Origin of the sequence: Brevundimonas subvibrioides ATCC 15264 (assembly GCF_000144605.1) — a bacterium.
Taxonomy (GTDB): Bacteria; Pseudomonadota; Alphaproteobacteria; order Caulobacterales; family Caulobacteraceae; genus Brevundimonas; species Brevundimonas subvibrioides.
The window spans coordinates 2,661,527-2,682,830 of sequence record NC_014375.1 but is presented as its reverse complement, the minus strand read 5'-3'; the positions used below and the strand labels follow the sequence as shown (position 1 = coordinate 2,682,830).

The following is a 21,304-nucleotide window of genomic DNA, read 5'->3' as shown; positions in this document are numbered from 1 at the left end:
GCCCTGATGTTGCGTGGATTGTTCGGTGGAGCCGCCGCCCTGGCGCTGGTGTTGTCGGCGGGGCTGGCCTCGGCCCAGGATTTCTCGGCGGACCGGATTTCGCAGGATATCCGCCATATCTCGTCGGACGAATTCCAGGGTCGCTATCCGGGTACCGAAGGGGAACGGATGACCCTGGCCTGGCTGCAGGCCCAATACGAGGCCATGGGCCTGGCGCCGGGTGGGCCGGACGGCCAGTGGCTGCAGCCGGTCGAGCTGAAGCGCTACACCCCGGTCGAGGGCGCGACGGTCGCCAGCTGGACCGGACCGGACGGCACGGTTCACACGCTGGCTCCCGGAACCGACATCATGGTCCGCGCCGCCACCAATGACGGGCGCGCCGACATCGCCGGGGCCGGTCTGGTCTTCGCCGGCTATGGCATCCACGCCCCCGAGCGGAACTGGGACGACTGGGGCGACATCGACGTGCGCGGCAAGGTCGTGATCGTCATGGGCGGGGAGCCGACCGCCGAGGCGGTGACCGGCCGGTTCAACGGGGTCTATCCGACCGCCTATTCGAACGGCTGGTACAAGTCCGACGAAGCCTTCCGGCGCGGCGCGGTGGGGGTCATCGTCCTGGCCATGGTGCCTGCGGACAATCCCGGCTGGCTGCGCAGCGCCCAGTTCAACAACCGCCAGCGCACCCTGACGCCGGGGGCGGCGGATCTGGAGTTCTCCGGCTCCATCAACCACGACACGGGCATGGCCTGGGCGGCGGCGGCGAACGTCGACCCGGCGCTGCTCACGACGGTCGATACCGGCACTTTCAAGGCCGTGGCCCTGGACGGCGTGACCCTGTCGGTCCGGGCCGAGGAGACCATCGACACCCTGGTCACGCACAACCTGCTGGCCCGCATTCCCGGCACGACCCGTCCGGAAGAGACCATCATCTATTCGGCCCACTGGGATCACGTCGGCGTCGGCGCGGACCATGTCAGCCCGGTCTCCACCACCGAGGACAACATCTACAACGGCGCCTGGGACAACGCCTCGGGCACGGCCGGCATCGTGGAAATGGCGCGCCAGATCGCGGCGGCACCCCGGCCCGCGCGCTCCATCGTCTTCGCCCACATGGCGGCGGAGGAAATGGGGCTGCTGGGCTCCTACGGCTATGCCGCCAACCCGGTCTATCCGCTTGAGACGACGGTCGCCGACATCAACATCGACATGCTGCCGCTGTCGGGCCCGACGCGTGACATCGCCATCTTCGGCAAGGGGCAGAACACACTCGAGGACGATCTGGCCGTCCTCGCTGCCGAGGAAGGGCGCGTCATCACCGACGACCGCCAACCGGAGCAGGGGTTCTACACCCGCTCGGACCACTTCCCGTTCGTGCGCATGGGGGTTCCGGCCCTGATGACCTGGCACGGCGTGGACTGGGACGAGGGCGGGGTCGAGGCCGGTCAGGCGGCCTGGGACGCCAAGTTCGGCGCCGACTATCACAAGCCGTCGGACGAATGGTCGGCCGACTGGGACCTGCGCTCGGCGGTCGAGAACCTGACCCTGCTCTACAAGCTGGGCCTGCAGCTGGCCAATGGCGACGCCTGGCCGACGTGGAAGCCGGACTCGGAGTTCGGGGCCATCCGCACCACGAGCGACGCCGCCCGTCAGTAGGACGATGACACCGAAGGTCGACTGAACCTTCACCGTGGCCGGAGCGTTCAGGGCGGATGATCCGTCTCCTGTGCGTCTCCGGCCTGATGCTGGCCAGCCTGTCCGCCTGCAACGAGATGCGGGACGTGAACCCCCCGACCGAGCCGGCTCAGGGCATTCCCATCGACGAGGCGACGCCGCAGGGCACGCCCGGCACCCTGACCCTGCCCGGTCGGGGGCCGGTCAGCTTCGTCGGACGCTGGGCGGGCGATCCCTCCTGGTGCGCGGCCCCGCAGGGCGACCGGCGACCGATCGACATCACGCCGCTGCGGTTCGAAGGCTATGAGAACAGCTGCGCCATCGCCGCGGTCGACGAGGTCGTCGACGGCTATGTCGCCACGCTGGACTGCCAGTCGGAGGGCGCGACGCGGCGCGAACGGGTCAAGATGGCCGTCGCCAGCGACACGATGACATTGAGCTGGCTGGACCGGGCGGGTCCGCCCACCACCCTGCACCAGTGCACCACGCTGACGGACACGGCGACGGCCCCGACGACCTTCTAGACCGGGCTGTCCCGGGTCAGGCTGGACTTCTGCCGATCATCCGGTTCACCATCGCCAGGAAATCGTCCCGGGTCGGCGGGGGAAGCAGCAGGGTCCGTCCCGCCGGCAGGCCCGACGTCAGTTTCACGCTGGCCCGGCCGTCCAGATCGACACGGTCGACCTCGATGCTGATGCCGCGTGGATCGGTCACGCGACCGCGTCCTTCGGCGTCGAGAGGCACCGCGATCCGGGCCACCTCGTCCAGCCCGTCGCCCCCGGCGGCGCGCTCGATCCGCACCAGGGCGTTCCCCTCCGAGACGGGGACGGGGCGCGCCGGCCCGGTCAGCAGCCGGAACAGAACGACACCATCGACGAGGCGTCCGTCAGGCGCGACCCGCGCCTCGGCAGGGCCGTCATAGCGAAGGACGACCTTCTCGACGAAATCGGCCTGTCCCCCCGGCGCATAGGTCACGACGTCCCGCAGGCGCTCGTCGCGGCCCAGGGTCGTGAACTGGAAGCGGCTCTGCCCCAGACCCGTTTCGGGCATGGAGTTTTCCATCGTCACGTCGAAGTCGCCGTCGTTGTCGGTGTCGCGATAGCAATAGATGTCGGACGGCATGAACCAGGTCGGATACCGGTCGCCGTTGCGCCAGCACCACCAGTCTCCATCCTCATTGATGCCGGCCCAGAGCACCGCGCCCGCCGGTCCATATTTCCGCCCGTTCCGGGCCGGAGCGACGATGGTGGCGAAGGCGGCCGGGCGGACGGTCTGTTCGCTGAGCACGTCGCCATGGTCCACGGTCCGGAAGTCCGTATCCGGCGCGACCGCCGCCTCCACCATCAGGACCGCCTGGGCCGGTGGCTTGTTCAGCTTGGTCTCGACCTCGACCCTCAACGCTTCGGGCAGGTCGTCCCACGTCAGTAGACCCGTATCTTCCGGAGCGGGGGGTGCGTCATCCGCCGGTGTCGCGGGCGAGCTCGCGGCCGGTGCCTCGGCCGGCGGGGGTGGTGTCTGGACGGGGTCCTGGAGGCCCAGGGTCAGCGCCGCGGCAGCGATCAGGGGGGAAAGCATCGGTCAGCCCGGGATGAAGATGGGGACGTACTGGGTCGTCGAGGTCAGGCCCATCGTGATGCGCCGGACCTGGGCAGGGGTTTCCGAAATGACGCGAAACCGCACCGTGCCGTCGGCGTCCACGCCGAGGATCTCGAACTCGGCACCCATCAGGGTGATCCGCGTGGGCGCGCCGTTCCGGATCACGGCCGTCTCACTCCAGCCGCCGATGGGGACGGGCGACGCGTTCACGCCCTGGCGAAAGCCACCCTGCAGCGTGATCGCCATGCCGTCAGACTCCGGGGCGGGCGTGCCGCCTCCCGGCTGTGGCAGGCGTCTGGCAGAGGCCGTCACGACATAGTCCACGGAAGGCCCCGCCTCGGTCGGCTCGGCGCTGTAGGGCGCGGGCGTGGGCAAGGGCTGCTTGCGGCCCGTCTCGAAGACGAACAGCGGCACGCCGAGGAACGGCGCACCCGAATGCATGGCCGTTTCGAAGCGCCCGTCGGCGTCCGCGTCCTCGTAGCAGACGAACTCGTCGCCCGACCACCAGGAGGCGGTCGTCTCGGCCACGGCGCAATAGGCCCAGCCGGTCGCCGTATGGATGCCGAACATCGGGGATCCGGCGGGGAACGTCTTGACCTTGCCGAACCCCGACAGGGACGGCGTATCGGCCAGCAGGCGCGCTGCCCGGATGGACCGCGCCGCCTGGACGATCAGGGCCTGGCCGCGTGGTGCCGTGGCGACCTCGCCGATGGCGGGGCCCGCGGTGATGCCCGCCTGAATGACGAAGGGGGTCGATTCCCGCGTCTGGGTCTGGGCAGCCGCCGGCCCCGATACCGCGGCCAGGGCCAGGGTGATCGCCAAAAAGGATCGCATTGTCGACGCCGCCCCCGAAAAGCTACCGGACTCACAATCGCAAGCGGAGCGAGACACCGTCAAGGGGATGCAACCGGCCGTCGTGCCTAGCTGAACAGGAAGTTCATCACGTCGCCGTCCTTGACGACATAGGCCTTGCCCTCGGCGCGCAGCTTGCCGGCCTCGCGGGCCTTGGCCTCGCCCTTGAAGGCGACATAGTCGTCGAAGGCGATGGTCTCGGCGCGGATGAAGCCCTTCTCGAAGTCGGTGTGGATGACGCCGGCGGCCTGGGGCGCGGTGTCGCCGACGTGGATCGTCCACGCCCGCGCCTCCTTCGGTCCGACAGTGAAGTAGGACTGCAGCCCCAGCAGGCTGTAGGCCTCGCGGATCAGGCGGTTCAGGCCGGGCTCGGCCAGTCCCAGGCTTTCGAGGAACTCGGCCTGTTCTTCCGGGTCCAGCACGGCGAGTTCGGAATCGATCTTGGCCGAGATGACGACGGCGTTGGCGTTGTCCTCTGCGGCGCGTTTGGCGACCAGGTCGGACAGTTCGTTGCCCTTGTCGGCCGAGCCCTCGTCGACGTTGGAGACGTAGAGGGCGGGCAGCGAGGTCAGCAGCTGGAGCATGTGCCAGGCCTTCTCGTCCTCCTTCGACACCTCGACGACGCGGGCGGGCTTGCCGGCACGGAGCGGCACCAGGGCCATGTTGATCAGGCGCAGGGTCTGCTGGGCGTCCTTGTCGCCGCCCTTGGCCTTCTTCTCGACGTTGACGACCCGCTTCTCGAGGCTTTCGAGGTCGGCCAGCATCAGTTCGGTCTCGATGATCTCGAGGTCGGAGATGGGGTCGATGCGGTTCTCGACATGGGTGATGTCGTCGTCGACGAAGCAGCGGGCGACGAAGGCCACGGCGTCGCAGTCGCGGATATTGGCCAGGAACTGGTTGCCCAGACCCTCGCCCTTCGACGCGCCGCGCACCAGGCCGGCGATGTCGACGAAGGTGATGCGCGAGGGGATGATCTCCTTGGATCCCGCGATCTCCGCCAGGACGTCGAGGCGCGGCTCCGGCACCGCGACGTCGCCGGTGTTCGGCTCGATCGTGCAGAACGGATAGTTGGCGGCCTGTGCCGCTGCCGTCTTGGTCAGGGCGTTGAACAGGGTGGACTTGCCGACGTTGGGCAGGCCGACGATCGCGACTTTCAGAGCCATGGTATTCCTGAGGCGGGCCAGAGGGGGCCGAGTGAGGGCGAGCCTTTAGACGGTTCACGACCGTTTGTCAGGCTCGCCCTTCGCAGCCGCCGGCAGGCTCTCCGGCGCCGGCCGCTCGGGGCGATTGCCCTTACTGCGCGTCGGCGTAGAGGCGGTTGACGCTGTCCCAGTTCACGACGGTCCAGAAGGCCGTCAGGTAGTCGGCCCGCTTGTTCTGGTATTTCAGGTAGTAGGCGTGTTCCCAGACATCGACGGCCAGCACGGGCGTGCCCCGGACTTCGGCCAGATCCATCAGCGGATTGTCCTGGTTGGGGGTCGAGGTGATCTGCAGCTTGCCGTTCGCGACGATCAGCCAGGCCCAGCCGGACCCGAACCGGGTCGTGGCCGCCTGGTTGAAGGCGGTCTTGAAGGCCTCCATCGAGCCGAAGTCTCGCGTGATGGCCGCGGACAGCTCCGGCGACGGCTCGCCGCCCTGGCCGACCGGAGCCAGCAGGGTCCAGAACAGGCTGTGATTCCAGTGCCCTCCGCCGTTGTTGCGGACCGCCGCAGGCAGGGTCGACACGCGGCCCAGCAGATCCTCGATGGCGAGACCGGCCAGAGCGGGATCGGCCGCTACCGCGGCGTTGAGATTGTCCACATAGGCCTTGTGATGCCGCCCGTGGTGGATCTGCATGGTCTCGGCGTCGATCGCGGGATCAAGGGCATCGAAGGCATAGGGGAGCGCCGGCAAGGTGAAGGCGGCCGCCGGGGCGTCGGTCTGGGTCGCAGCGGCGGGGGCCGGGGTCGACTGCGCCAGCACCGATGCCGCGGGAAGAACGGCCAGGGCCAGGGCCGAGGTGAAGAGCAAGGGTCGGATCATGAATATCTCCTGAGGGTTGCTCTTGAACGCCTGGGGCCGCGAATTGCTCAAGGCTGCGACTCTTTGGAGCCGGCCCGGGCCCGGGTCAGGACGCGGCGGGCGGCTGGCCGACGGCGGCGCGGACGCCGACCGGCTGAGCGTGCTCGAAGGTCAGGGTGAGCGGGACCTGCTCGCCCGCCGCCAGCGGCTGCTTGAGCTGCAGCAGCATGATGTGGTTGCCGCCGGGGGCCAGCGAGACCGCTTCACCGGCCGGCAGGGCCAGTCCGTCCTTCAGTTCGCCCATCATCATCATCCCGTTCTCGGTCTTCATCTCATGGATCTGGGCGAGGCCGGAGACCGGCGAGCCGACCGAGATCAGCCGGTCGGCCTGGCTGGCGGTCAGGGTGAGATAGCAGCCGGTGACGTCGCGGCCGTTCGGCGTCGGCCGGCACAGGGCGTCGGAGACGGCGACGGTGGCGGGACCGGCCGGGGCGGAGGCCTGGCCGCAGGCGGCGAGCGTTAGCAGGCAGGCAGACAGGAGCAGACGGGTCATGGTGCTTCTTTCCAGTGTGTGGGTCATGCGGCTTGCGGCCGGGTTCGGTTCAGCATCGAGACGATCCGGTCCAGTCCGACCGCGACGATCAGGCTGAGACCGGTCAGGGGATACAGGATGGCGAGGGGCAGCACGATGGCCAGGACCGCGACCTTGGCGCGCGGGCCGGGCGGGGCGAGGGGGGCGCCGAGGCGGCCGTTCGGCCGCCGCTTCCACCACATGACGAGGGCGCTGATGCCCAGGATCCAGATGGCGATGCAGCCGGCCAGCATCAGAGTGCGGTTCACCCAGCCGTACTGGGTGCCCTGGTGGACTCCGATGCCCCACTCATAGGCCTTGGCCCCGATACCGAACTGGTCGTAGCGGACGTCGGCGCGGACCGCGCCGGTCGTGGCGTCGATATAGAGGATGCGGTTGTCCTCCACGCGCTGGACGACGCGCGCGGCGGTCCAGGCCAGGGCAGGGTCGGTCGGGATCGACACCGTATAGGGACGGGCCAGCCCTTGGGCTTCGGCGGTGGCGAGGGCGGTGGACAGGCGCGCGGGTCCGACGGCGTCCGGGGTCGGCATGACCATGCCCTCCATCGTCCAGCCGACACCGACGGGCGCATTCATGTGCCCGGCGTGCTGGAAGGCGGGGGAGGCGGCCGGGGGCCTGGGCCGGCCGAGGCCATTGTCCTTCAGATAGCCCATGACCTGATCGCCCCAGACGGCCGACCAGGGCATGCCGGTGACCGCCAGGAAGACGATGATGGCCCCGGCATAGAGGCCCGTCACCGCATGCAGGTCACGCCAGAACGGGCGGCGGGCGGTGTCGGTCGCCTTGATCGTCGCGACGCCGACGCCCCGCTTGCGCGGCCACCACATGAAGATGCCGGTGGCGACCAGGATGATGGCCCAGCCGGCGACGATCTCGATGACGGCATTGGCCCATGAGCCGAGCAGGATCAGGCTGTGCAGCCGCTTGACCGTCTCCATCACGCCGCCGAAGGGCGTGACGCCGATCAGGCGGGCGTCGTGCGGATCGACGAAGGCGGTGCGCTTGCCGCCGTCGGGCAGATTGACGGTCAGGCGCGCGGCCTGATCGGGGCGGGCGGGGACGAGGACACTGGCGACCTTGCCCCCGGTCCCGGCCTCGGCCGCGGCGACCCAGCGGTCGGGGGACACGGTGGCGGGCCGCGCCTCGACCTGCGACAGGCCGCGATAGGCCAGGCCGTCGATCTCGCCCTTGAACAGGTAGAGGCCGCCGGTCAGGGCCAGCAGCATCAGGAAGGGCAGGACCAGCAGGCCGGCGTAGAAATGCCAGCGCCACACCGTGCGATAGGCCCCCGACAGGAGGCCGGGAGCGGCCAGAGCCGCCCCCGTCTGTTCGGTCGTCGTCATCACCACGCCATCCTCACGCCCATGAAGACCGACGTGCCCTCGCCCGGCCAGAAGACGGCGGTCGAGGCGACGCGGGCATCGGTGACCGCCCCGAAGTTCGAGACATAGCGCTCGTCGAACAGGTTGCGCGCGTCGACGAACAGGCTCGTTCCGTTTTCCAGAGTCCAGCCGAGGCCCAGGTTGATCACGGTATAGCCAGGGGCCTTCAGCGTGTTGGCGTAGTCGACCCAGCTGTCCGACGGGGTGGTCTCCACCGCGGGCGCGACGAACCAGCCGGCAGGATGGTCGTAGCGCAGCTCGGCCCGGTACAGATGCGGCGGGACCAGCGGCAGGTCGTTGTCGCCATAGGCCTTGTCGCGTTCGAAGAAGAAGTCGGACCAGGTGTACGTCTGGCGCAGACGCCAGCCGGGGGCGAACCGCCAGTCCAGCCCGGCCTCGATCCCCTGGTGCACGGTGGGGCCGGCGTTGAAGGTTGCGGCCGGGATGCCGAGCGCCGGATTGACGATGAAGGTCAGAAGCTCGTTCTCGAGCTCGGCGCGGTAGACGGCGACGTCCCAGGAGAACTGCGCCGTGCGGCCGCGCACCCCGGCCTCATACGTCCAGGCCTCCTGTGCCTTGATATCGGCGAACCCGCCGACCGTCGGCGTCAGGGATCCGAAATTCGGCGGCTCGATCGAACGGGTCACGTTGGCATAGGCCTGGGCCCCCGACGGGCCTTCCCAGAGCAGGCCGACGCGGGGCGCGAACCACGCGTAGTCCTTGCCGGTGGTCAGGTTGAAGGTGGTGGAGACGCCGGGCAGGGCGAAATTCTGATAGTCCCGCTCGGCCCGGCCCCAGGTCCCACCGGCAACCAGCGCCACCTGATCGGTGACGAACAGCCGGCCCTCGGCGAAGACATCGAGGGCCGCGGCGTTCTGCCGGGCCTTGGCCATGCGCGCCCCGCTGGAGCCCCGGATGTTGACGAACTGCTGGGCGTCCAGATCGCCGACCCGGTACCAGGCCCCCCCGAAGGCGTCGGCGCGCAGTCCGAACAACTGGCCCTCCCAGTCCAGGCGGCCGAAGGCACCGTAGTTGCGGCTCTGCTGGTCGATGACCTGAAAGATGGGGTGATGCAGGTCCTTCCAGGTGCCATAGACCGCGCCCTCGAACAGCAGGTCGGGCGACAGTCGCCAGCGGGTCGACAGGGTCGTGCGGACCGAGGCGTAGTCGCGCTGATAGGCGTTGGCGACGTTGGCGGCGGCGGGCATGACCGGGGTGTTCAGCGCCTGGGCCAGGGTCAGGGATCCCGGAATTTCCTGATGAATGTAGGCCCCCTGGACGATCAACCGGGCCTCGCGGTCCTCGCCGAACGTGCGACCGATGTTGGCGGTGATGTACTGCTGCTGCCCGTCCGACTGCTGGCGCCAGCCCTCGGCCGTGGCACCGGTGACGCCGAGGAAGGCGTCCCAGTCGCCGCGCACGCCCCCGATCTCGGCATGCAGCCGGCCGGTGCGCCACGAGCCGAAGTCGGCACGGACGCTGGCGGTCTCGCCCGAGGTCCGGCCGTTCGGCGTGACGAGATTGACGGCCCCGCCCAGCAGGGAGCCGCCGAAGCGCAGGGCGTTGCCGCCCTTGTAGACCTCGGTGAACCGCGCCAGCAGCGGGTCGACCATCTGGACGTCGCCGAAGCCGTCGGCCTCGTTGAAGGGGATGCCGTCCTGCGACACGAACAGGCCGCGCAGGTGGTTGGCGTTGCCGATGCCCGAGCCGCGGATCGAGAGTCGGACGTCGCCGCCCCATTTCTTCTGGGCATAGACGCCGGGGACGTCGCGCAGGACGTCGGCCAGGTTTGGCGCATACCGGTTTTCCAGGCTTTCGGCCGAGACGACGGCGACGGCACCCGGGGTCCGCGACAGGCGGCGGCGCGCCTCTGCGACCACCGGGGGATCTTCCGGATTGAGTGCGCCGGTGACGATGACCTCGCCCAGGTCGACGGCGGGACCGTCCGGGCCAGACTGGGCGGAGGTGGGGCTGGCCAGCAGGCACAGCAGGGCGGCCGGAGCCGCCGAAGCGAGAAATCGCATGAAAAGGATGTCCTGAAAGACGCAAGGGAGCGCCCGCGCGCGCGAGGCGGCGGGCGGGTTTAGGAGCGTGCGTTCAGGACTGGGGCGGGGCGGTCGAGGGTGGCCGGGGCGGTGCGCGGGCCGGTGGCGGGGCGGACTGATTGCGCGTGACGAAGCGCGAGGCCGGGTAGGTCGTGGCGGCGCGGACCGGCTGGAGCGCCGGCGGTGTCGGCAGGTCGGCGACGACCGCCATGACGCAGGCCGAGCATTTGACGCCCGCCATGCCCTTGCTGGGTTCCTGCTGACCGTCCACGCCGATCGAGATGGTCAGGGGCCCCTCGGTGGAGCAGATGACCATCGGATGACCCGGCGTCGAGGCCGCATAGGCCGCGAACGGCAGCAGGCTTCCGAACACGATGGCGAACGTCGCGGCCAGGAAGGCCAGCGAACGCGCGATCGACCAGGATTCGGCCTGAGGAGGGGTCACCGCGGGGCGATAGCGGATGGGGTCAAAGAATGGAAGTGCGTCCAGGTCTCCTCCCCATCGCTCCGCGACGGGGAGGAGACGGATCATTCGCCCTTTGACGCCTGGGCCGCCTGACGGGGGCTGAACTTCGGTGCCGGGGCGAGGCGCAGGACCTCGCCCTGGTAGCGCTCGTCGTCGCCAGCGAGGGCGAAGGGCAGGGCGTCGGCGCAGGCGTTCAGCAGGGCCTGCAGCCAGGGCTGCTCGGCCTTGTGGAAGTCACCCAGGACGTGCGGCATCACCAGGTGGGCCTCGCCCGGGTGGCCGACGCCCATGCGGGCACGGCGGAAGTCCGGACCCAGCTGGCTGATCAGGCTGCGGATGCCGTTCTGGCCCGCCGCTCCGCCACCTTTCTTCATCCGGAAACGGCCCGGAGCCAGGTCGATCTCGTCGTGGAAGATGATCACGTCGGCGGGCGCGATCTTGTAGAAGCGCGCGGCCTCTCCGACCGCATTGCCGGAGTTGTTCATGAAGGTCTGGGGCTTCATCAGCAGGACCTTGGTGCCCTCGACCTCGCCCTCGCGAATGACGGACTGGAACTTGGCCCGCTCGGGGCCGAAGCGCCACCGGCGCGCGATCTCGTCAGCGGCCATGAAGCCGATGTTGTGGCGGTTGTGCTGGTATTTGGGGCCCGGATTGCCCAGGCCGGCGATGATGATCATGGCGCTGTCCTGATACGAAAACGGCCCCGTCCGTCACCGGAAGGGGCCGCGATCGTGAGGTGATCCGTGGGATCAGTCTTCGGTCTTCTCGCCTTCGGCCTCGGCGGCGTCTTCGTCGCCCTGTTCCGTGGCGGGAACGTCGCCGGCCTCGATGGCGGCGGCTTCGGCCTCGGCCTGTTCCTCGGCGATGGCTTCCTCGATCTGGTCGGCGGCGATGGCGGCCGACGAGACCTTGATGGAGCCGATCACGAAGTCACGGTCGGTGATGGTGGCCTCAACGTCGGACGGGACCTTGACGTCCGACCAGCGCAGGGTGTCGCCCAGCTTGTGGCCGGCCAGGTCGACGACCAGGTCTTCCGGGATGTGGTCGGCGCGGACCAGGATCTCGACCGAGTGACGGACGATCTCCAGCGTGCCGCCCTGACGGAAGGCCTTGCACTGGTCTTCGTTGATGAAGTGGATCGGCACTTCGATCTTGATGGTCTGCTTCGCGTCGACGCGCATCAGGTCGAAGTGCAGCGGGCGGTCCGACACCGGGTCGAACTGCACGTCCTTGGCGATGACCGACTGGGTCTCGTCGCCGTACTTCAGCGTGACGAGGTGGCCCAGCAGCTTGCCGGTGTACAGGTTCTTGCGGAAGTCCTTCTCGTTGACCGAGATGGCGACGGGGGCCTTGTCGCCGCCGTACAGGATGCCCGGAACCGCGCCGGAGCGACGGGCAGCGCGCGCGCCGCCGGTACCGATGTTCTCGCGAACGTCTACGTTCAGAATGATCTCGGCCATCTGGCTCGCCTCAACAACAAAAACGCCTGCGCCGACATTGCGGCCCGCGCGGCGGGGTCAGCGACCCTCGAATTCAAGAGCGCGGGTCATTACACGCAAGCGCCCCCATGCGCAACTGCGTCCGCGAGACGAAACGCGCTCAACCCGCACGCGACCGTGTCGCGCGCGGTCGCGCCCTTACCGTGTCGCGGGTTGGGTGGCGACGACGGAGGCCGTGGCGGCTTCCTCGGCGACGCCGACGACAGGGGTGACCGATGCGGTCGTCGTGGCGGCCGGCGTGACGACCGGCACGGTCGCCTGGGTGGTGCAGGTCGCCAGATCGCGCACGATGTGGCGGCCGACGCAGAACATGTCCTCATAGCTCGGGCGCGAGGCCGCGAGGCACTGGAACAGGTTCAGCTTGGACATATCCAGGCAGAACTGGGCATTGGTCTCGATCGACAGGGCCTCGGTGTTGGCCCGGGCGTCGTCGCCTGCGGCCCCAAGGGCCGCGAGGGCGGCGATGGCCAGCGAATGGACCACCGCGGGCGTGTATGGCGGCGCCTGGGTGGCCGGGGCCAGGCTGAGGCCCGAACCACTGTTGGCGGCCGCGAACAGCCGGGCCGATTCCTCGGCCGAGGGCAGCATCTGGCCCGCGGAGATGGTCTTGGCGGTTTCCAGGCGGACTTCGCGATTGGGGATGGGGACCGTGGCCCAGCGGCGGCGCGGGTCGCTGCGTTCCTGGATCGTATAGGCGTCCTGCTCCACCGCATCCGCGATGGTCGTCAGGCTGGCGATGTCCTGGCCCAGGGTGGCGATGATCAGCCCGGCCGCGACGTCGGCGCCCGGAAGACCTGCGGCATAGGCCGGGTCGCGGATGATGTTGGCGACGACGTCGGCCCGCGTGGCGGGATCCACGGCGAAGGTGCGGACGCCGGCCACGAACTCGGGCGACTGCAGGGCCAGGATGGAGCCATAGGCGATCATGCCGCGCGACAGGGTCGCGGGGTCATAGGCCGCGCCCTTGTGCATGGCGTTCTGGATCGACTCGGCGTCGGGGAAGCCCGCCTGGATGGTGCCGACGTCGCGGATGAAGGACACATAGATGGAGGCGGCCTGGGCCACGCCCTCGTTGAGGGTGACCGGAGGCGGCGGGGGCGGGGGGGCTTCGACGACGACGACCGGTTCGGGAGCCGGTGTGCTGCACGCGGTCAGAACGGCGCTAGAGGCGGCGACGGCGATTGCCAGCGCGCGACGCGAAAAAGCCATTCGCATGGATGGTCCCCCGGATACGGATACTGAGGCGCGCTCCGGCGCCACGGCTTCTATATCGCGTTGTCTATGGTTTTCCGAACGTTAATCCCGGCGCGCGAGTTCATCTTTGTGGTGCCGGGGGCGCGGCGTTCAAACGCTGGGTCGGGCTCGCGCCGGGGGCGAGCGCGGGATTGGGCGTGATCGACGGCGCGGGCGGCACGACGGGGGTCACGGTCGCCGGCGTAGCGGGCGCGGGCGAGACAGGGAGTGGCGTCGACGGCTGTATCGGCTCGGTCCGGATGACCGGTGTCGCGGGCTGAGAGCGGCTCTGGGTCGGCGCGCCGACCGTGATCTGGCCGGCCGGCTGGCTGGTGCCGCGGGCACAGGTGGCCAGGTCGCGCACGACATGGCGGCCCAGGCAGAACTCGACCTCATAGCTGGGGCGCGAGGCGGCAAGGCACTGGAACAGGTTCAGCTTGGAACTGGCGAAACAGTCCTGGCTGGCGCGGTCGTACTGCAGGGCGTCTGTGTTGGAGACGGCGTTTTCGCCGGCTCCGTCCAGGACCGCCAGGGCGGCCAGGGCGAGGGCGCTCGAGACGGCGGGGGGATAGGGGGGCTGGCGCAGGCGCGGGGTCGAGACCCCGAGGCCGGAGCCGGAAGACGCTGCGGCCGACAGGCGCGCTACGTCCTCCGCATTGGCGACCATCCGGCGGGCGGACAGATCCTTGACGCCCTGGATGCGGGCCTCCCGGTCGGGCACCGGCTGGCGCGCCCACGACGCGCGGCCGTCCGCCTGGATGGCATAGGCGTCATTCTCGATCGAATCGGCGGCCGTGCGCAGGGCGGCAATATCGGCGTCCAGAACGCCCATGATCAGGCCGGCGGCGGCGTCGGCGCCCGGCAGGGTGGAAGCATAGGTCGGGTCGGCGACGATCCGGGCCACGGTCTGGTTGCGCGTCTCGCGATCCGTTCCATACTGGCGCACGCCCGTGAGGAACTCCGGCGACTGCAGCGCCAGGATCGAGGCGTAGGCCACCAGGCCGCGCGAAATCTGGTCCGGCTGGTAGGCGGCGCCGCGCTGCATGGCGGCGAGAATCGCCTCGGGGCTTTCGAAGCCGCCGCGCAGGGTCGCCATGTCGCGGGTGAAACCCAGATAGATGGCGGCGGACTGGATGACGCTGTCGTTCAGCGCGATGGGCTTGGGCTGAGCGGCCAAGGCCGCAGCGGCGGCGACCTCGGCGGCGACCCGCGTGGCTTCGGCTTCCTCGGCGGCCTTGTTCGACGCGCAGGAGGCCAGGGTGGCGGCGATCGCCAGCGCCGCCAGGGCCGATGCCCCACGGCTCGAAAACAGTCCCATCAATGATCCTCCGCAGCGTCCCCTGTCGGACTCAGATAGCAGGCTCCCGGCGGTTTTGAGGCAGGGTCGCCTCAGTCGAACAGTTTCGACACCGATTCCTCGTTGGCGATCCGCCGGATCGCTTCGCCGATCAGGGGTGCCACGGGCACCGAGCGGATCTTCGAACAGTTCGAGACCTCGAACGGCTGTTCGATCGAATCGGTGATGACCAGTTCCTTCAACGGGCCGTCGGTGACGCGCTGGACCGCCGGGCCGGACAGGACGCCGTGGCTGATGTAGGCCGAGACGCTGGTCGCGCCCGCGTCCATCAGCGCCTTGGCGGCGTTCACCAGGGTGCCGCCCGAATCGACGATGTCGTCGAACAGGATGCATTCGCGGCCCGACACGTCGCCGATGATGTTCATGACCTCGCTCTCGCCCGCGCGCGGACGGCGTTTGTCGACGATGGCCAGGTCGACGTTCAGACGCTCCGCCAGGGACCGGGCGCGCACCACGCCGCCGACGTCGGGCGACACGATCATCAGATTGCCGCGCTGGTAATGGTCGCGGATGTCCTGGGCCAGGACGGGCGTCGCCACCAGATTGTCTGTCGGGATGTCGAAGAACCCCTGAATCTGGCCCGCGTGCAGGTCCATGGTCAGGACCCGGTCCGCGCCGGCGCGGGTGATCATGTTGGCGACCAGCTTGGCCGAGATCGGCGTGCGACCACCGGTCTTCCGGTCCTGCCGGGCATAGCCGAAATAGGGCATGACGGCCGTGATCCGCCGCGCCGAGGCCCGCACGAGGGCGTCGATGCAGATCAGCAACTCCATCAGGTTGTCGTTGGCGGGGTAGGAGGTCGACTGGATGACGAAGACATCCTCGCCGCGCACGTTCTCCTCGATGACGGCGAAGACCTCGTTGTCGGCGAACCGTTTCACCTGGGCCTTGGTCAGGGGCATGTCGAGGTGATCGGCAATGGCCTGGGCAAGGGACCGATTCGAGTTGCCTGCGAGCAGCTTCATCCGGTCATCCTTTCGCCGTCATCGGACCGCCATTGAAGCGCGTTCCGTCTCGCGCGCTCTTTAGCAGCGCACCGGGCCGTAGCAAGCCGTCATCGTGCCCTTCTGGATGCATGGCGCGGCTGGCCGGGGGGTGATAGGGAACGCGGTCTTGGATTCCGGCTGGCCAGATCGGTCGCTCGGGTGTCGTGTGATGAGGTTTGTCTTGCCGACTTTCTCCCGGTCTTCGTCCGCCCTGCGACGCGGCGGCCTGATCCTGATGGCCGCGGCCGTCACCCTGACGCTGCCCGCCTGTGGCGGCGGTGCCGGTCGGCCGCGCCTGGCCTATGAGGAGCGGCCGGTCGAGCTGCTCTACAACACCGGTTACACGCGCCTCCAGTCGAACCGCTGGTCGGACGCCGTCGACTATTTCCAGGAGGTCGAGCGCCAGCATCCGTATTCGGAATGGTCGCGCCGGGCGATCCTGATGCAGGTCTACGCCCACTACCAGAACGGCAGCTACGAGGAGTCGATCGCGGCGGCGGACCGGTTCATCTCGCTGTTCCCCGGCAGCCCGTCGGCCGCCTATGCCTTCTACATGCGCGCCACCTGCCACTTCGAGCAGATCGTCGATGTGGGCCGCGACCAGAACCAGGCCCAGCAGGCCCTGGACGGACTGAGGGATGTGGCCCGCCGTTATCCGGGCTCGTCCTATGCCACCGACGCGACCGTCAAGATCGACATGGTCAACGACCAGCTGGCGGGCAAGGAAATGTCCATCGGCCGCTATTACCAGCGCGCCAACCTTCCGCTGGCCGCCATCGGCCGGTACAAGGCCGTGATCGACAACGAGGCCTACCAGCGCACGTCGCACACGCCCGAAGCCCTGTATCGTCTGGTCGAGGTCTATCTGAGCCTGGGCCTGAAGGACGAGGCGGAGCGCAACGGGTCGGTCCTGGGCTTCAACTATCCCGGCAGCCCCTGGTACTCCCAGGCCTATGCCCTTCTGACCGAACAGGGCGAGCAGCCCGGGACCGCCCCCACGGGACCGCGCGAAAGCTGGCTGCAACGGATCATTCCGGGCTGACTGTTCTCGCCTCGTTCCGGGCTAGACTGTCGCCGATGCCGAATCGTTTCGCCCCATGCTGACCAGCCTGTCGATCCGCGACGTGGTGCTGGTCGACGTCCTCGACCTTGAGGTCGACGCCGGCCTGACCGTGCTGACCGGTGAGACCGGAGCCGGCAAGTCGATCATCCTCGACGCCCTCGGCCTGGCGCTCGGCGGACGCGGCGAGGCCGGGCTGGTGCGGGCGGGCGCGAAACAGGCCGTGGCCACCGCCGTCTTCACCGCCCCCGACGATGCCGGCCTCATCGAACTCATCCAGGACAAGGGGTTCGACGTCACCCCGGGCGAGGACCTGATTCTGCGCCGCGTCCTGTCCGCCGACGGTCGCAGCCGGGCCTGGGTCAACGACCAGCCGGCCGGGGTCGCGGCCCTGCGCGAGATCGGGGCGCTGCTGGTGGAGGTGCACGGCCAGCACGAGACCGTGGGCCTTCTGGACTGGAAGACCCATCGCGGCCTGCTCGACGCCTATGGGGGCCTGGCCCCACAATTGGGCGGGGTCGCCGCCGCCGCCGATCGGCTGAAGGCCGCCGAAACGCGGCTGGAGGGCCTGCGCGCCGCCGCCGCCGATGCGGCGGCCCGGGCCGAAGAGATCACCCTGAACCTGGCCGATCTCGATGAACTGGATCCTCGCGAGGACGAGGAAACCGAGCTGGCGGGCGAGCGGGCGGTGCTGGGCGCGGCGGAAAAGGCCGTCGCCGATCTGGCCGACGCCCGCACGAATCTCGGTGGCGACAAGCTGAGCCAGAAGCTGTCGGCCGCCTTGCGGGCCGTCGAACACGCCCGCCAGCGCGCGAGCCAGGCCGGTGTTGAAGCCGATCACCCCGTTCTGGTCCGGCTGACCGCCGCGGCGGAGGCCATCGACCGCACCATGGTCGAGGCGGCGGAAGCCATTGCCGAGGTCGACGCTGCCGCCAATGCCTTCGATTTTGAGCCGGGCCGGCTGGACAAGGCGGAGGAGCGGCTGTTCGCCCTGCGCGCGGCCGCCCGAAAGCTGAACACCACCGTCCATGCGCTTCCGGCCTTGCGCCTGTCCCTTCGCGAACAGCTGCGTCTGATCGAGGACGGGGCGGAGGCCATGACCGCCGCGGCCCGCGAGGCAGCGGTCGCGCGCGAGCACTATGATGTGGCTGCGTCTCTGCTGAGTTCGGGTCGCGAGGCCGCGGCAGAGCGCCTGGCCAAGGCGGTGATGGAGGAACTGGGCCCGTTGAAGCTGGACCGCGCCCGTTTCCGCGTCGCGCTGGAGCCGGTGGCCGAGGGCCGTCGCGGGCCTCTCGGCGTCGAGACCGCCCGGTTCGAGATCGCCACCAATGCCGGCACGCCGTTCGGTCCGCTGGACGCGATCGCCTCGGGCGGGGAACTGGCACGCTTCGCCCTGGCCATGAAGGCGGCCCTGGCGGGGCGCGAGGACCAGCGCCAGCCGGTGATGATCTTCGACGAGGTCGACCAGGGCGTCGGCGGGGCGGTGGCCGAGGCGGTGGGCCAGCGGCTGAAGCGCCTGTCGACCGGGGCCCAGGTGCTGGTCGTCACGCACAGTCCGCAGGTCGCCGCGCGCGGGCATGCGCACTGGAAGGTGCGCAAGGCCGACGCAAACGGCGCGACCACCACGACGGTGGACGCGCTGAACGACGAGGCTCGGCGCGAGGAGATCGCGCGCATGCTGGCCGGGGCGGTCATCACCGAGGAAGCCCGGGCCGCGGCAAGGGCGCTGATCGGCTAGAGGTCCGGCCGCATGGGCCGGAACGGTTAAGGACGTCGGGCGTTTGCCCGGCGGGGATGATCCATCCTCCGACGCCGTGGGCGTCAGAGGATGCTGTTTTGCCAATCAAACCCTATGCCAGCGAACCGGACGTAGCGGTTCGCCCGCGCGTGACGCCGTCATGAGCGGCCGGATTCTGATCATCGAGGACGAGGTCCTGATCGCCTGGCAGCTGCGCGACGTGCTCGAGGATCTGAACTACACCGTGGTCGGCATGGCGGGAAACGCCCCGGCGGCCCGACTTCTGGTGGAGGATGGCCGCGTCGATCTGGCGCTCGTCGACATCCACCTGTCGGACGGCCCGACCGGCGTCGATCTGGGCCGGGAGATAGGGCAGGGGTCCGGGATCACCGTCCTCTACCTGACCTCCAATCCCGAGATGGTCCGCAACGGCGTGCCGGGGACCTTCGGTGTGATGAGCAAGCCGACGGACGACGATTGCGTGCGCACGGCCGTCGCCTTCGCCATGCAGTCGCGGCGTGGGGGTGCCTCGACGGTCGCGCCGCGATCCCTGACCGTCTTCCACTAAGGACGGGCACCGGCGCGGGGGCGCGCCCTAGCGCGCGCAGACCCGGGACGGAGCCGGCGTTTCCTCGTTGGCGATCCAGCAGGCCCGATCGCGCGAATCCCGACGATAGGTCCCGCCGATGGCGACGCGTTCCTCGGGACCGATCACTTCGAACAGGCCGCCTTCGCCGTCGGAGATCACCATGCGCAGGGCGATGTCCGGCCCGTCCAGCTGGAAGCTGCCGTCGCCGAACAGGGGGGTGAAGGTGCAGTCGGTCTCCGGGGCCGAGCCGACCTGGCAGCGGATCTGGCGGGCCCGGCCCGGCTGGTCGTCACGGCTGATCGGAACCGGCGTGTAGGCGGCGGCCTGGGGCTTGGCGGCGGTCGGGGCCGTGGGGACGGGCGGCGCGGGGGTGCCGGGTTTGGCCGCGGTCGCGCCCGTGTCCTCGGCCGGTGCCGGGGTCGTGGCCTCGTCGGCGGTCGGGGCGTCCACGGAGCCCTTGGCCTGGCTGCAGGCCGTCAGTGCCAGGCTGGCCACGCAGGCTGCCGCCATGATGATCGATCGCATCGTCTTCCCTCCCAGATCGTCGATATGCTGACGGCGACTGTCCCCCAAGCGTGGCCATGGGTCCAGTCTCGGTACGGGACGCGACCGGTTTCGTCAGTCCGCCGGTCCAGGGGATCTCGCTGGCGTCACGGCCGTGTGCGGCTAGGCTGTGGTTTTACCGATGAGGCGCGCCCCTTCATGCCATGGATCGATCTGTCCGAAGCCCGGCGTCGCCTCGCTCCGGCGATATGGCTGGCCTGTCTGGTGCTGGCGATGTCAGCGCCGCCGGCCCGTGCCGAAGGCCGTCCGCAGGCGGTGCTGCCGACCCTGTTTCCGGCCGATGGCGCTACCGGGGTCAATCCGGACACGCGTCTGGTTCTGACCTTCGACCGTCCGCCCGCGATCGGCGCGGCCGGTCAGATCCGCATCCTCGACGCCGCGGACGGACGCCTGGTGGACACGCTGGACCTGGCCCTGCCGGTGTCGCCCGTTCCAACCGGGCGCGCGACGAACCCGGACGGGACGACGCGACCGCCCACGCCGCCCCAGCCCGCCGGTCCGGACAATCCCGGCTTCCAGGCGACGCAGATCGGGGGGGCCTGGTTTCACTTCTTTCCGGTCATCGTCCACGGCAACACGGCGACGCTGTATCCACATCATGGCGCGCTGACCTATGGCCGAACCTATCGGGTCGAGATCGACCCCGGGGTGCTGACGGTCGGGGACGACGACACCGGTCGATCCTGGCGCTTCACGACCCGGGCCGGCCCCCCCGCCGCCGACACGGCGCGGGTGGTCGTGGCCGCAGACGGCAGCGGCGACTTCAATACGGTCCAGGGGGCGATCGACTTCGTGCCCGCCGCGCCGGTGGAGCCGGTCACGATCTTCATCCGCAACGGGCGCTACGAGGAGATCGTCTATCTGAACGGCAAGTCCAACCTGATCCTGCGCGGCGAGAGCCGGGACGGCGTGGTGGTCGGATACGCCAACAACAGCGCCTTCAACCGGATCCGGCCCGCCTTCACCGTGACGGCGTCCCGCGACATCCAGCTGTCGAGCTTCACGATCAACAACTATTTCTTCGGCCAGGCCGAGGCCCTGCTGATGCGGGGCGAGCGCAACATCATCGACCGGATGACCCTGAACGGATCGGGCGATGCCCTGACCACCCACGGCACGCTCTATATGGTCGACAGCCTGCTGACCGGCGATGGCGACACCATCCTGGGCTATGCGGCGCTGTACTGTCTGCGCTGCGAGCTGAGATCGGCCGGGCCGTTCAGCTGGACCCGGACGCCGCAGGGCAGCCACGGCAATGTCTTCGTCGACTCGACCTTCATCCATGTGGACCGGCCCCTGCCGTGGGAGATCACCCCGGCGGACGTGCCCGGCCGCAGCGGCCCCGGGGTCTTCGCCCGTCTGCCGCGAAACGGCCCGACCTCGTCCCAGATCAACTTTCCCTTCGCGGAGATGGTGCTGATCGACACCCGGACCGACGGAATCCCGCCCGAGGGCTGGGGCCCGGTCGAGCCCGAACCGGCCTTCGGCTGGTCGAACATCCGGCTATGGGAGTTCAACACCATGGATCTGGACGGGCGTCCGGTCGACACGTCGCGGCGTCACCCGGCGGCCCGGGTCCTGACCCTGCCGCGGGATGCCGCGATCCTCGACGACTACCGCCGCCCGGCCTTCGTCCTGGGGGGATGGGAGCCCGTCGTGCGCTGACGACGGTG

Annotated in this window: 19 protein-coding genes and 1 pseudogene; 6 read left to right on the top strand and 14 right to left on the bottom strand. The window is 69.4% G+C overall.

All coding sequences use genetic code 11. The annotated features are described in order from the left end of the window. The first annotated feature begins 6 nt into the window (after positions 1-6). A complete protein-coding gene (locus BRESU_RS13320; protein WP_013270085.1) occupies positions 7-1,653 on the top strand; it encodes a M28 family peptidase in 1,647 nt (548 codons plus the stop codon). 56 nt (positions 1,654-1,709) lie between these two features. Next, positions 1,710-2,195: a hypothetical protein gene (locus BRESU_RS13315; protein WP_013270084.1), complete on the top strand. Its 486-nt coding sequence runs from the start codon at positions 1,710-1,712 to the stop codon at positions 2,193-2,195. Between the two features lie 16 nt (positions 2,196-2,211). Here the strand turns inward: BRESU_RS13315 and BRESU_RS13310 are convergent, their stop codons facing one another. The 13 genes and pseudogenes from BRESU_RS13310 to BRESU_RS13250 all read right to left on the bottom strand — a co-directional run bounded on the left by BRESU_RS13310 (position 2,212) and on the right by BRESU_RS13250 (position 15,659). Next, the gene (locus BRESU_RS13310; RefSeq protein WP_013270083.1) at positions 2,212-3,246 is read right to left on the bottom strand and encodes a hypothetical protein; all 1,035 of its coding nucleotides are present in this window, start codon (positions 3,244-3,246) and stop codon (positions 2,212-2,214) included. 3 nt (positions 3,247-3,249) lie between these two features. After that, complete coding sequence (locus BRESU_RS13305) at positions 3,250-4,101, bottom strand: hypothetical protein (protein WP_013270082.1); 852 nt, start codon at positions 4,099-4,101, stop codon at positions 3,250-3,252. An 86-nt stretch (positions 4,102-4,187) separates the two neighbouring features. Further along, entirely contained in the window at positions 4,188-5,282 is a 1,095-nt protein-coding gene (gene ychF, locus BRESU_RS13300; RefSeq protein WP_013270081.1) for a redox-regulated ATPase YchF, read from the bottom strand. 130 nt (positions 5,283-5,412) lie between these two features. Continuing rightward, positions 5,413-6,141 (bottom strand): superoxide dismutase, encoded by a 729-nt coding sequence (locus BRESU_RS13295; protein ID WP_013270080.1) that lies wholly within the window; start codon positions 6,139-6,141, stop codon positions 5,413-5,415. A gap of 85 nt (positions 6,142-6,226) precedes the next feature. Then, positions 6,227-6,673 (bottom strand): copper chaperone PCu(A)C, encoded by a 447-nt coding sequence (locus BRESU_RS13290; RefSeq protein WP_041761622.1) that lies wholly within the window; start codon positions 6,671-6,673, stop codon positions 6,227-6,229. Positions 6,674-6,696: 23 nt separating this feature from the next. Beyond that, positions 6,697-8,055 (bottom strand): PepSY-associated TM helix domain-containing protein, encoded by a 1,359-nt coding sequence (locus BRESU_RS13285; protein WP_013270078.1) that lies wholly within the window; start codon positions 8,053-8,055, stop codon positions 6,697-6,699. After that, positions 8,055-10,118, bottom strand: a complete 2,064-nt coding sequence (locus BRESU_RS13280; RefSeq protein ID WP_013270077.1) for a TonB-dependent receptor family protein — start codon at positions 10,116-10,118, stop codon at positions 8,055-8,057. Before BRESU_RS13280 ends, BRESU_RS13285 begins: the two co-directional genes overlap by 1 nt. A 73-nt stretch (positions 10,119-10,191) precedes the next feature. Next, a complete protein-coding gene (locus BRESU_RS13275) occupies positions 10,192-10,584 on the bottom strand; it encodes a DUF2946 family protein (RefSeq protein ID WP_041762638.1) in 393 nt (130 codons plus the stop codon). Positions 10,585-10,667: 83 nt separating this feature from the next. After that, positions 10,668-11,282 (bottom strand): aminoacyl-tRNA hydrolase, encoded by a 615-nt coding sequence (gene pth, locus BRESU_RS13270; RefSeq protein WP_013270075.1) that lies wholly within the window; start codon positions 11,280-11,282, stop codon positions 10,668-10,670. A 159-nt stretch (positions 11,283-11,441) separates the two neighbouring features. Beyond that, positions 11,442-12,065: pseudogene (locus tag BRESU_RS13265) on the bottom strand (50S ribosomal protein L25/general stress protein Ctc); the annotation flags it as partial. A gap of 177 nt (positions 12,066-12,242) precedes the next feature. Further along, positions 12,243-13,313 (bottom strand): hypothetical protein, encoded by a 1,071-nt coding sequence (locus BRESU_RS13260; protein WP_245528566.1) that lies wholly within the window; start codon positions 13,311-13,313, stop codon positions 12,243-12,245. A gap of 106 nt (positions 13,314-13,419) precedes the next feature. Continuing rightward, the gene (locus BRESU_RS13255; protein ID WP_013270072.1) at positions 13,420-14,655 is read right to left on the bottom strand and encodes a hypothetical protein; all 1,236 of its coding nucleotides are present in this window, start codon (positions 14,653-14,655) and stop codon (positions 13,420-13,422) included. A gap of 71 nt (positions 14,656-14,726) precedes the next feature. After that, positions 14,727-15,659: a ribose-phosphate pyrophosphokinase gene (locus tag BRESU_RS13250; protein ID WP_013270071.1), complete on the bottom strand. Its 933-nt coding sequence runs from the start codon at positions 15,657-15,659 to the stop codon at positions 14,727-14,729. Between the two features lie 190 nt (positions 15,660-15,849). Between BRESU_RS13250 and BRESU_RS13245 the strand changes: the two genes are divergently transcribed. The 3 genes from BRESU_RS13245 (at position 15,850) to BRESU_RS13235 (ending at position 19,046) form a co-directional block, all read left to right on the top strand. Further along, the gene (locus BRESU_RS13245) at positions 15,850-16,722 is read left to right on the top strand and encodes an outer membrane protein assembly factor BamD (RefSeq protein WP_041761620.1); all 873 of its coding nucleotides are present in this window, start codon (positions 15,850-15,852) and stop codon (positions 16,720-16,722) included. Positions 16,723-16,777: 55 nt separating this feature from the next. Beyond that, positions 16,778-18,478: a DNA repair protein RecN gene (gene recN, locus BRESU_RS13240; protein ID WP_013270069.1), complete on the top strand. Its 1,701-nt coding sequence runs from the start codon at positions 16,778-16,780 to the stop codon at positions 18,476-18,478. Positions 18,479-18,638: 160 nt separating this feature from the next. Further along, positions 18,639-19,046 (top strand): response regulator, encoded by a 408-nt coding sequence (locus tag BRESU_RS13235; RefSeq protein WP_013270068.1) that lies wholly within the window; start codon positions 18,639-18,641, stop codon positions 19,044-19,046. Positions 19,047-19,073: 27 nt separating this feature from the next. On the opposite strand, the gene BRESU_RS13230 is transcribed toward BRESU_RS13235, so the two are convergent. Then, positions 19,074-19,592, bottom strand: coding sequence for a hypothetical protein (locus tag BRESU_RS13230; RefSeq protein ID WP_013270067.1), 519 nt, complete (start codon positions 19,590-19,592; stop codon positions 19,074-19,076). A 177-nt stretch (positions 19,593-19,769) separates the two neighbouring features. Here BRESU_RS13230 and BRESU_RS13225 point away from each other — a divergent pair, with 177 nt between their 5' ends. Then, on the top strand, positions 19,770-21,296 hold the full coding sequence (locus BRESU_RS13225) for a pectinesterase family protein (protein ID WP_013270066.1): 1,527 nt from the start codon (positions 19,770-19,772) through the stop codon (positions 21,294-21,296). Positions 21,297-21,304 lie beyond the last annotated feature (8 nt).